This is a genomic window from Pantoea sp. SOD02, assembly GCF_024707505.1.
Lineage (GTDB): Bacteria > Pseudomonadota > Gammaproteobacteria > Enterobacterales > Enterobacteriaceae > Pantoea > Pantoea symbiotica.
On sequence record NZ_CP102604.1, the window covers coordinates 1513110 to 1524970 of the forward strand.

Genomic DNA, 11861 nt, shown 5'->3' on the forward strand with positions numbered 1-11861 from the left:
CGTTTTTTATTCGTATACTCAACATTAAGAGTATGGCTGTACATGGCGATCACAGGGCGCTATGTCATTGGTGAGAAGGGGGCAGGGATGTTGCTAAACAATAAGCGCAAAATGAGCCGTGCTGCAGTAGCACTCGGTTTGTCATTGGTATTATCGCCGCTGGCTGTCAGCCATGCGGCCATCACCTCCACGCTACCCAACTCGACGCATCATAGTTCGATGTCGGTTGCTGCCAGTCAGCAACAGATTCAGCAGGCGTTTAGCGCCACTGAACAACCCTTCTACCTGCCAGGCTTGGCCGGCATTTATGCGTCACGTGACATGGCGCCGCTGTGGCAGGACCAGCAAGCGGTGCAGGCTTTCCAGCAGCAGCTTGCGGAAGTGGCGCTCTCAGGCGTGCAGCCGCAGTTCACTCGCTGGGTGGAGCGGCTAACCAATCCGAACATTAAAGGCCTGGCGCGCGATATCGTGCTCAGTGATGCAATGCTTGGCTATCTGCAATTTGTTGCCAATGTGCCGACGCAGGGTGAAACCTGGCTTTACAGCAACGTGCCGTACAAGCTGACCATGCCATCGCTGGCCGCCATCAATCAATGGCAGAATGCGGTGAACGGCGGCGGAAGCCGTACTTTCGTGGTGTCACTGCAGCCGCAGCATCCGCAATATCTACCGATGCATAATGCATTGAAAACGTTGCTAAACGATCATCATCCGTGGCCGCAATTGCGTGATACCGCTACGCTGCGCCCAGGACAAATCAGCAATGATGTGCCTGCGCTGCGTGAGATTCTGCAACGCACCGGCATGTTGACCGCCAGTCACAGCACTACGCCAACGCCGGCGGAAGATGCAGTACCCACGGCGCCGGTTCCGGTGAGTCAGAGCAATCAGCCGGTGGCGGTGAGCCCGTCAGCGGCGAACTTTGATGATATTGATGCGGCTCCGGCACTCGCTGCTGCGCCTGAAGTCGCTAATAATGTGGCTGCCAATCCAGCGGCAACCGGCCCCAACGTCTATGACGCTGCACTGGTGGAAGGTGTGAAACGCTTCCAGCACTGGCAAGGCTTGGCCGATGATGGCGCAATTGGTCCGCGTACACGTGAATGGCTGAATGTGCCGCCGCAGATGCGCGCCTCGCTGCTGGCGCTCAATATTCAGCGTCTGCGTCTGCTGCCGGATGATATGCATAACGGCATCATGGTAAACATTCCCAACTATTCGCTGACCTACTACAACAATGGTGCCACCATTTTGTCATCACGCGTGATTGTGGGTCGTCCCGACCGCAAAACGCCGCTGATGCGCAGCGCGCTGAATAATGTGGTGCTGAATCCACCTTGGAATGTGCCAACCACGCTGGTGCGCCAGGATATTGTGCCGAAGGTGAAGCAAGATCCGAGCTATCTGTATAAACACGGTTATACGCTGCTGTCGGGTTGGAGCGCGGATGCGGAAGTGATCGATCCTTCAATGATTGACTGGCATATGGTGTCGGCGGCGAGCTTCCCATATCGCATTCGTCAGGCGCCAGGCGCGACTAACTCGCTGGGTCGCTACAAATTCAATATGCCGAGTTCGGATGCGATCTATCTGCACGATACGCCAAACCATAATCTGTTCCAGCGTGATATTCGTGCGCTCAGTTCCGGATGTGTGCGCGTCAATAAAGCCTCGGAATTGGCCGATCTGCTACTGCAGGATGTGGGCTGGAATGACGGCCGTATTTCGGACACATTGAAAGAGGGGAATACCCGTTATGTGCCGATTCGCCATCGTATACCAGTGAACCTTTACTACCTCACCGCCTGGGTTGCAGATGATGGACTTCCGCAATATCGTACAGATATTTACAATTATGATAACCCTGCGCGTTCCGGCAGTCAGGTGCTGTATAAAGCCGGCCAATTGTTACTCTAGTACTTGATTTGGCTGTTTTCTCTTCACATGAATTTAACCAAGACCAGTCTCGAAAATTTGATTTTGAGCTGGTTTTGGTCTTCTGCAACATATTCTGGGTTGACTGAGTCTTAGGCGGACGTTAATGTTCGGCCTTGTGTATTTTTCGCACATATTTTATCCGCTTTAGACTAGGTAACCTCGCTTCATGGCTAATATTGATTCTCAACGTCGTCGATTACTCTTGATTGGAGGCGCAGCTGCAGGATTATCACTGCTTCCTGGCTCCGCTCTGGCTTCGCTTTCCACCGCCCGCCCTCGAGTATTGACACTTAGTAACCTTCACACCGGCGAAACCCTTAAAACGGAGTTTTTTAACGGTAAGCGTTATGACAAGGATGAGTTAGCCCGCTTAAATCACTTTTTCCGTGATTACCGCGCGAATCAGGTGAAGAACATCGATCCCCATCTTTTTGATCAGCTTTACCGCCTGCAAACGTTGCTCGATACGCGTAAGCCGGTGCAGTTGATCTCGGGTTACCGCACCTTAGCCACCAACACCATGCTGCGTGAATCGGGTCCGGGCGTGGCGAAAAAAAGCTATCACACCAAAGGACAAGCGATGGATTTCCACATTGAGGGAATTTCGTTGAGCAATGTTCGCAAAGCGGCGTTATCTATGCGCGCCGGTGGTGTAGGATATTACCCGCGCAGCAACTTCGTACACATAGATACCGGGCCTGCAAGGCACTGGTCCTGATACCGGCAGCGCTGCGTGTGTCGGTCATGGAGCGCTATGAATTACCAAATTATTCCGGTTACGGCTTTTTCCCAAAACTGTTCAGTTATTTGGGATGACGAAACCCAACAAGCCGCATTGGTCGATCCCGGCGGCGATGCAGAAACCATCAAAGCCGTGCTGGCAGAACGTGGTTTAACGCCGTCACAAATCCTGCTCACACATGGACATCTTGATCACGTTGGTGCCGCTGCGGAACTTGCGGCACATTATCAGGTGCCGATTGTCGGTCCGCATCCGCTTGATGCTTTCTGGTTAGACAATCTGCCTACACAGAGCCGCATGTTTGGATTACCTGAATGCGCGCCGCTGACGCCTGACCGCTGGCTGGAAGAGGGTGAAACTGTTCAGGTTGGAAATGTCGTGCTGGAAGTACTGCTTTGTCCGGGCCATACGCCGGGACACATCGTGTTCTTTGATCGTGCTGGACGTCTGCTAATCTCAGGGGATGTGATTTTCAACGGTGGCGTGGGACGCACCGATTTCCCACAGGGTAGCCACAGCGACCTAATCGATGCGATTAAAGCGAAGCTGCTGCCGCTAGGCGAAGATGTGACTTTCGTGCCGGGTCACGGGCCAATCTCGACGCTAGGTCGTGAGCGCCTCAGCAATCCGTTCCTGCAAGAATAAAAAATGGGCCACTTCGGCCCATTTGTCGTTATTCGCCGCCTGATTTATAAAACCGCGACAATCGCTTCACACAGCGCCGACATGTTATCTGGCGTCATGCCTGCCACGTTAACGCGACCAGAATTTACAGCATACACACCAAACTCTTCACGCAAACGTACCACCTGATCTTTGGTCAGGCCGCTAAACGAAAACATGCCGTTCTGCTTGATGATGAAGCTAAAGTCCTGATTAGCACCTTTCTCCGCCAACGTGTTCACAAATAGCTGACGCATGCGCTGGATGCGCTGACGCATATCGGTCAGCTCCTGAATCCAGATGGTACGCAGCGCATCGTTGCTGAGGATGGTGGCGACTACTGCCGCGCCGTGTGACGGCGGGTTTGAGTAGTTGGCGCGAATCGTATATTTCACCTGGCTAAACGCGGTTTTCGCCACGTCGCTGCTCGCAGCAACCAGCGTCAATGCACCAACACGCTCGTTATACAAACCGAAGTTCTTCGAATAAGAACTGGCAACGATCAGTTCCTGATGTGAAGCGGCAAAAATACGCAACCCTTCAGCATCTTCGTCCAGACCGCGAGCAAAGCCCTGATAGGCGAAATCAAACAGCGGCAGCCAGCCTTTTTCTAGCGACAGCTGCGCCAGCTGCTGCCATTGATCTGCAGAAGGATCAACGCCGGTTGGGTTGTGGCAGCAGCCGTGGAACAGCACTACATCGCCCGCTTTGGCTTCCTGCAGTGATGCCACCATCGCGTCGAAATCCAGGCTGTGGCTCGCTGCATCGTAATAATCGTAATCACACACTTCAAGGCCAGCAGCGTTGAACACGTTGTTATGGTTCGGCCAGCTTGGGTTGCTCACCCAAACGCGCTTTACGCTGGTCTGGTTTGCCAGAAAATCTGCCGCTACGCGCAGGGCGCCGGTGCCACCTGGCGTTTGTGCGGTGCAGGCGCGACCGGCTGAAATCAGTGCGCTCTCTTTGCCGAACAGTAACTCCTGCGTGCAACGTGCGAAATCCGCCAGACCATCAATGCTCAGGTAGTTCTTGGTGGTTTCATTTTCCAGCAAATACTGCTCAGCTTTTTTGACACTGGTGAGGACCGGCGTTTTACCGGTTTCATCTTTATAAACACCAATGCCAAGATTGATTTTATTCGGCCGGTCATCGGCACGAAAAAGGTCAGCCAGTCCCAGAATAGGATCGGCGGGTGCGGCAGAGATCGATTCAAACATGAGTCAGTTCCGTTTGGGTGAACTTTAGCGAAATGAGCTATCAGGTTAACGTCAGTCGGCACGCTTGCCAACCGCTGATATAAAAAAGAAATATGTCGGCAGGATAAAGTAGAAAAGCTAATTGCGAAGCCGATCACTGAAATGCAAAACGGAGCCCGAAGGCTCCGTTTTTAGGTATTACGCAAATCTAATCGGGTGATTAGAACTGGTATACCAGACCCAGTGCAACAACGTCGTCGGTAGCCAGACCCAGTGGGTTGTCATCGTTCAACTGGTTGATTTTATAATCAACGTAGGTAGCCATGTTTTTGTTGAAGTAGTAGGTTGCGCCCACTTCAATGTATTTAACCAGGTCAGCATCGCCAACGCCTTCGATGTCTTTGCCTTTAGACTGAACATAGGCGATGGACGGACGCAGACCGAAGTCGAACTGATACTGTGCTACAACTTCGAAGTTCTGAGCTTTGTTAGCGAAGCCAGAAACGGTAGTTTGAGTACCATCAGCTAAGGTAGCTTGCGCACCTGAGATTGGCGTTGAGTTACGGGTTTCACCGTACATTGCAGCCAGGTATACGTTGTTTGCGTCATATTTCAGAGCGGTAGCCCAGTTTTCAGCACGCTTACCTGCACCGATGTTAGTCGCTACTACATCACCATTGCTATCTACTACTGAACCAGCAGACTGCAGGTTAGTACGGTCGCTGCTGCTATAAGCTGCAGCTACACCAACACCGATTGGTGAGGTGTAAGAGGTTGACAGGCCATAGCCGTCACCGTTTGCACGGCGGATATCAGAGCGATCGTTTTTGCCCTGGTACTGTGCTGCGAAGTTCCAACCGTCAACCAGACCGAAGAAGTTGGTGTTACGGTAGGTCAGCAGACCGGTGCTACGACCGTTCATGAAGTTATCTGAGTAACCTGAGTCGCCACCGAATTCTGGCAGAACGTCAGTCCAGCCAATTGCGTCATATACAACACCGTAGTTACGACCGTAGTCGATTGAACCCGCATCGCCAAATTTCAGACCTGCGAAGCCCAGACGGGTTTTGTTGCCGTCTTGCGCATCAGAACCTTCAGAGTTGTTAGCCTGAATGTTGTATTCCCACTGGCCGTAACCGGTCAGTTGGTCATTAATTTGGGTTTCACCCTTGAAGCCGAAGCGAACATAAGTCTGGTCGCCGTCGCTGCCAGCGTCATCCGAGAAATAGTGCAGACCAACAGCTTTACCGTACAGGTCCAGCTTGTTGCCGTCTTTATTATAGATTTCTGCTGCGTTTGCTGCGCCGGCAGCTAACAGAGCAGGGATAACCACTGCAAGAATGTTGCGCTTCATCATTTTTTATTACCCTCATTGGAGTTATTTGGACATCTGCCACTGCTGCCAAGAAATCTTTACAGAACCTTGAAAGAAGTTTGATGTCTCCTGTGTCTGCACGCATCTTTCCATCACAGGGTTGCTAATTCTAGCCCGAAAATGATTCAAATCTCTCGATTAAGTATCAAAAGGAAAATATGTATTACAAAATGTAAGATATTGGGAACTTTGTGAGAGAACTCTAAATTTACAAAAATAAAAAAAGGCCGGCTAGGCCGACCTCTTTATATATATGAATTACTTATAATTAATCGCTAAATTTAGAAATTCGCATTGCGTGGCGTACGTGGGAAGGGGATAACATCCCTTACATTTTGTACGCCGGTGACATAGGCGATTAATCGTTCGAAACCTAATCCAAAACCAGCATGTGGCACGGTGCCGTAACGACGCAGGTCACGATACCACCAATAATCTTCTTTATTGAGACCCATTTCCGCCAGACGCGCATCCAGCACATCCAGACGCTCTTCACGCTGTGAACCACCGATGATTTCGCCGATGCCCGGCGCAAGAACATCCATCGCCGCCACGGTTTTACCATCTTCGTTCATACGCATATAGAAAGCTTTGATGTCTTTCGGATAGTTTTTCACTACCACTGGCGCTTTGAAATGCTGCTCTGCGAGGTAACGTTCGTGCTCGGATGACAGATCCACGCCCCATGAAACCGGGTTCTCGAAGGTCTGGCCGCTTTTCAGCAGGATTTCAACCGCATCGGTGTAATCCACCTGAGCAAAGTCGGTAGTCACGAAACGCTCAAGACGCGCAATGGCATCTTTATCCACGCGCTCGGCAAAGAATGCCATGTCATCAGCACGTTCGTTGAGAACGGCCTGGAACACGTATTTCAGCATGGATTCAGCCAGAGCTGCGGCATCATCCAGCGTTGCGAAAGCAATTTCCGGCTCCAGCATCCAGAATTCCGCCAGATGACGGCTGGTGTTGGAGTTTTCTGCGCGGAAAGTTGGACCAAAGGTATACACCTTCGACAGCGCACAGGCGTAAGTTTCGGCATTGAGCTGGCCGGATACGGTCAGGAACGCTTCTTTACCGAAGAAGTCTTTATCGAAATCGATTTTGCCCTGCGGATCGCGCGGCAGGTTTTCCAGGTCCAGCGTTGAAACGCGGAACATCTCGCCGGCACCTTCGGTATCCGAAGCGGTGATCAGCGGAGTCGAAACCCAGAAATAGCCGTTTTCGTGGAAGAAGCGATGCAGCGCTTGCGCCAGCGTATGACGCACGCGCGCCACGGCACCCACCAGGTTGGTACGCGGACGCAGGTGCGCCACTTCACGCAGGTATTCGATGCTGTGACGTTTCGCCGCCATCGGATAGGTATCCGGATCGTCAACCCAACCAGTAACTTCAACCTTGGTTGCCTGCATCTCGAAGGCCTGGCCTTCGCCTGGAGATTCGACCACTTTGCCGGTAATGATCACCGAGCAACCGGTTGTCAGACGCAGCACTTCATCCTGATAATTATTCAGAGAATTATTGACGACGGCCTGAACGGGATTAAAGCAGGAACCGTCGTAAACGGCGATAAAGGAAAGACCAGCTTTGGAATCTCTTCGGGTACGCACCCAACCACGTACGGTGACTTCACTGTCAACCGCGACACGGCCGTGCAGTACATCCGCTACAGGCACAACGCTCATAAAGTTCTCTCTATATATAAAAGAAGGTGGATAAAAACCCTTTTTCAGGGTTTTGCTATGTTACTTGCGAGCCGACAGGAAACAAGCAAAATTGCCGGGTTAATCGGAGATTTGTTGCGTGAAAGCAGGGTGCAAGCACCCTGCAATAAGAATCAGCTGGCTCTTTTGACCAGCGGCAGATCGAAGGCTTTGCGCAAGGCGCGCACGAAGGCTTTATCCTGGCAAATGGTTTTGCCGGGACTGTCGGAGAGTTTTGCCACCGGTTTGCCATTGCAGCTCACCAGTTTGATCACGATATTCAGCGGCGTCACGCCCGGAATATCGCAGGACAAGCGCGTACCGATACCGAACACCACGTTGGCCCGTTGGCCAAAGTGACGATAGAGTGCCAGCGCTTTATCCAGATTGAGATTATCTGAGAACACCAGCGTTTTGCTTTTCGGATCGATATCCAGACGCTGATAGTGCGCAATGGCTTTTTCACCCCATTCCACTGGATCGCCGGAGTCATGGCGCAGGCCTTGATAACGATGAGCAAAGCCTGGACCAAAGTCGCGCAGGAAGGCATCCATGGTGATGCAGTCGGTCAGGGCGATACCTAACTGGTCGTCATACTCATCCAGCCAGGATTGCAGCGCCGCACGTTGGCTGTTCGCCAATACCGGACTGATTTGCTGGTGCGCCTGGAACCATTCGTGTGCTTGCGTGCCCACCGGATTAAGCTGCAGGCGGCGCGCCAAATCGTAGTTGCTGGTGCCAACCAGCCAAGGAAATTCCGCTTTGAGCGTAGCGACAATCGCTTCCTGTACGGCTTTGGAGTAGCGACGACGCGTACCAAAATCCATCAGCTGGAAGCGTGACATATCCAAATCGCCGACCTGCTGACGGAAATCCGTAAGCTTGTGCTGCAAGTGCGCAACCGCCTGATCCACACCCATTTGCGGCGTGCGATGGCGATGCACCACCTCACTGATCAGCGCCAGCAGCGGCACTTCCCACAGAATCACTTCACGCCACGGCCCGCTGATCTGAATCGTCAGATGGCCGTTGTTGTTACGTACGTTGACTTGTGACGGATCGAGGCGGAACTGGCGCAGCCAGTTAAGGTAGTCGCTTTGGAAGAAAGGCAGCCCGCTGAGATAGTGATACTCATCGTCGCTCAGGGCGAGCGTTTGCAGGGTTTCAATTTGTGCGCGGATCTCGTCCGCATAAATACCGAGCAGTTCGTCGCCACGGCAGCGAAATTCCGCCGTAACCGGGACATCATAATAGCGATGATAGACGGCCTGCTGCATATGAAGCTTGTACGCATCGGTATCAAGCAGCGTGGTCAAAATCGGGGAAGCATGTCCAGTCATGGTGCGTTTCAGCATCCTCTTCCGCGGAGCAGAGCCCGGTGTTCAACAAAGTCATAAAGACGCAGGAGTATAAAACAGTAATGACCGCGATCACACCATAATTGCGGGTGGCAGGTCGAGGGTCATTTGTGCCATTGTTAATGAATTGTAGCCTTTTCAACGAACGCACGCATTGACCGTGGCAACCGAGGCACAACCCGCTTAGACTTTGACGGGTCAACATATTAACGATTTAACGATGCGAGAAGGACTCATGACGCAACAGCCGCAAATTAAATATCGCCACGATTACCGTGCGCCGGATTACACCATTACCGATATCGACCTGACTTTTGATCTGGATGCAGCTTCGACGCGCGTTACGGCGGTCAGTCAGCTGAAGCGTCTGGGTGCGCCGGGTGCGGAACTGCGTCTGGATGGCGAAGATCTCACACTGGTATCGCTGGCGGTGGATGGCAATCCGTGGTCGCATTACCGCGAAGAAGAGGGCGCGTTGTTCATCAGCCAGCTTCCGGACAACTTCACTCTGACCATCATTAATGACATTCATCCGGATAAAAACACCGCGCTGGAAGGGTTATACCAATCTGGCGAGGCGCTCTGTACCCAATGTGAAGCTGAAGGTTTCCGCCACATTACGTGGTATCTCGATCGCCCGGACGTGCTGGCGCGCTTCACCACCACCATCATTGCCGATGCCGCGCGTTATCCTTATTTGCTCTCCAACGGCAACAAGCTGGAGAGCGGGCGCAATGAAGATGGCCGCCATTGGGTGAAGTGGCAAGATCCGTTCCCGAAACCGTGCTACCTGTTTGCGCTGGTGGCGGGTGATTTCGACGTGCTACGCGATAGCTTTACTACCCGCTCTGGTCGTGATGTGGCGCTGGAGATCTTTGTCGATCGCGGCAATCTCGATCGTGCCGATTGGGCAATGACCTCGCTGAAAGCCAGCATGAAGTGGGATGAAGAGCGCTTTAACCTCGAGTACGACCTCGACATCTTTATGATCGTCGCGGTTGATTTCTTCAATATGGGCGCGATGGAGAACAAAGGCCTCAACGTCTTCAACTCCAAATATGTGCTGGCGAAAGCTGAAACCGCCACCGACAAAGATTACCTCGGTATTGAAGCCGTTATCGGTCACGAATATTTCCATAACTGGACCGGCAACCGCGTGACCTGCCGCGACTGGTTCCAGCTCAGCCTGAAAGAGGGTTTGACGGTGTTCCGCGATCAGGAGTTCAGCTCCGATCTCGGTTCGCGCGCGGTGAACCGTATCGATAACGTACGCGTGATGCGCGGTGCGCAGTTCGCGGAAGACGCCAGCCCAATGGCGCATCCGATCCGTCCGGATCAGGTGATCGAAATGAACAACTTCTACACCTTAACGGTGTATGAAAAAGGTTCAGAAGTGATCCGCATGATGCACACCTTGCTGGGCGAAGTGAATTTCCAGAAAGGCATGCAACTCTATTTCGAACGTCACGACGGCAGCGCCGCAACCTGTGATGATTTCGTGCAGGCGATGGAAGATGCGTCGAATGTCGATCTGTCGCAGTTCCGCCGCTGGTACAGCCAGGCGGGCACGCCGATTTTGACAGTGCGCGATGACTACAATCCAGAGCTGGAGCAATACACGCTGCACGTCACTCAGCGCACGCCGGCCACCGCCGAGCAGAAAGAGAAGCTGCCACTGCACATTCCGCTGGATATCGAACTGTACGATAACGAAGGCAAGGTGATTCCGCTGCAGCATAACGGTCATCCGGTGCATCACGTGCTGAACGTTACCGAAGAGTTCCAGACCTTTATTTTCGATAACGTTTATTTCCAGCCGGTGCCATCGCTGCTGCGTGAATTCTCTGCGCCAGTGAAGCTCGATTATAAATGGAGCGACGCACAACTTACCTTCCTGATGCGCCACGCGCGCAACGACTTCGCGCGCTGGGATGCGGCGCAAAGCCTGCTGGCGACCTACATTCGCCTCAACGTGGCGCGCCATCAGCAGGGTCAGCCGCTGTCGCTGCCGCTGCATGTGGCTGACGCGTTCCGCGCGGTATTGCTGGATGAGCAGGGCGATCCAGCGTTGAAAGCGTTGATTCTGTCGCTGCCGTCTGAGAATGAAATCGCCGAACTGTTTGATGTCATCGATCCGCTGGCGATCTCGGCAGTACGCGATGCGCTGGTACGTACGCTGGCTAAAGAGTTGAGTGACGAATTCTTCGCGCTCTATCTGGCCAACCAAAGCGGCGAATACAAAATTGAGCATGCGGAGATTGGCAAGCGCACGCTGAAAAACGTCTGCCTCGGCTATCTGGCGTTTGCCGATGCGGCACAGGCCGACAAGCTGGTGCAGGCGCAATATCAGCAGGCGAACAACATGACCGACGCGTTAGCGGCGCTGGCTGCAGCGGTAGCGGCGAATCTGCCGTGCCGCGATTCACTGCTGGCAGCCTATGATGAGCGCTGGCATCAGGATGGTTTGGTGATGGATAAATGGTTTGTGCTGCAAGCCACCAGCCCAGCGGCGGATGTGCTGAGCAACGTGCGTAAGCTGCTGAATCACCGTTCGTTCACCATGGGCAACCCGAACCGTATCCGTTCACTGATTGGTGCGTTTGCTTCAGGCAATCCAGCGGCATTCCACGCCAAAGATGGCAGCGGTTATCAGTTCCTGGTGGAGATGTTGACCGATCTGAACACGCGCAACCCGCAAGTGGCTGCACGGATGATCGAGCCGCTGATTCGCCTGAAACGCTACGATGCCGATCGTCAGGCGCTGATGCGTAAGGCGCTGGAAACGTTGAAAGGGCTGGATAAGCTGTCTGGCGATCTGTACGAGAAGATCACCAAAGCGTTGAATGCGTAAAAGTAACCGTAGGGTCGCCATTTATGGCGACCTCTATC

The 11861-nt window shown here is 53.0% G+C and carries 8 protein-coding genes; 4 read left to right on the forward strand and 4 right to left on the reverse strand.

What is annotated here, in order from left to right; genetic code table 11:
• Positions 1-87: 87 nt before the first annotated feature.
• The 3 genes from ldtD to NR302_RS06980 all read left to right on the forward strand — a co-directional run bounded on the left by ldtD (position 88) and on the right by NR302_RS06980 (position 3325).
• A complete protein-coding gene (ldtD, locus tag NR302_RS06970; protein WP_154192126.1) occupies positions 88-1917 on the forward strand; it encodes a L,D-transpeptidase in 1830 nt (609 codons plus the stop codon).
• A 187-nt stretch (positions 1918-2104) separates the two neighbouring features.
• Positions 2105-2656: a YcbK family protein gene (locus NR302_RS06975; protein WP_008102370.1), complete on the forward strand. Its 552-nt coding sequence runs from the start codon at positions 2105-2107 to the stop codon at positions 2654-2656.
• Between the two features lie 36 nt (positions 2657-2692).
• A complete protein-coding gene (locus tag NR302_RS06980; RefSeq protein ID WP_258144868.1) occupies positions 2693-3325 on the forward strand; it encodes an MBL fold metallo-hydrolase in 633 nt (210 codons plus the stop codon).
• A 44-nt stretch (positions 3326-3369) separates the two neighbouring features.
• Here the strand turns inward: NR302_RS06980 and NR302_RS06985 are convergent, their stop codons facing one another.
• The 4 genes from NR302_RS06985 to pncB form a co-directional block, all read right to left on the reverse strand.
• Positions 3370-4560 carry an amino acid aminotransferase gene (locus NR302_RS06985; protein WP_258144869.1) on the reverse strand — a complete coding sequence of 397 codons (1191 nt, stop codon included), beginning with the start codon at positions 4558-4560 and terminating at the stop codon, positions 3370-3372.
• 199 nt (positions 4561-4759) lie between these two features.
• Positions 4760-5896: a porin OmpF gene (gene ompF / locus NR302_RS06990; protein ID WP_308713823.1), complete on the reverse strand. Its 1137-nt coding sequence runs from the start codon at positions 5894-5896 to the stop codon at positions 4760-4762.
• 299 nt (positions 5897-6195) lie between these two features.
• Positions 6196-7596, reverse strand: coding sequence for an asparagine--tRNA ligase (asnS, locus tag NR302_RS06995; protein WP_008102363.1), 1401 nt, complete (start codon positions 7594-7596; stop codon positions 6196-6198).
• Positions 7597-7748: 152 nt separating this feature from the next.
• On the reverse strand, positions 7749-8954 hold the full coding sequence (gene pncB, locus NR302_RS07000; protein ID WP_036647933.1) for a nicotinate phosphoribosyltransferase: 1206 nt from the start codon (positions 8952-8954) through the stop codon (positions 7749-7751).
• A 253-nt stretch (positions 8955-9207) separates the two neighbouring features.
• Between pncB and pepN the strand changes: the two genes are divergently transcribed.
• Positions 9208-11823, forward strand: a complete 2616-nt coding sequence (gene pepN, locus NR302_RS07005) for an aminopeptidase N (protein ID WP_258144870.1) — start codon at positions 9208-9210, stop codon at positions 11821-11823.
• Positions 11824-11861 lie beyond the last annotated feature (38 nt).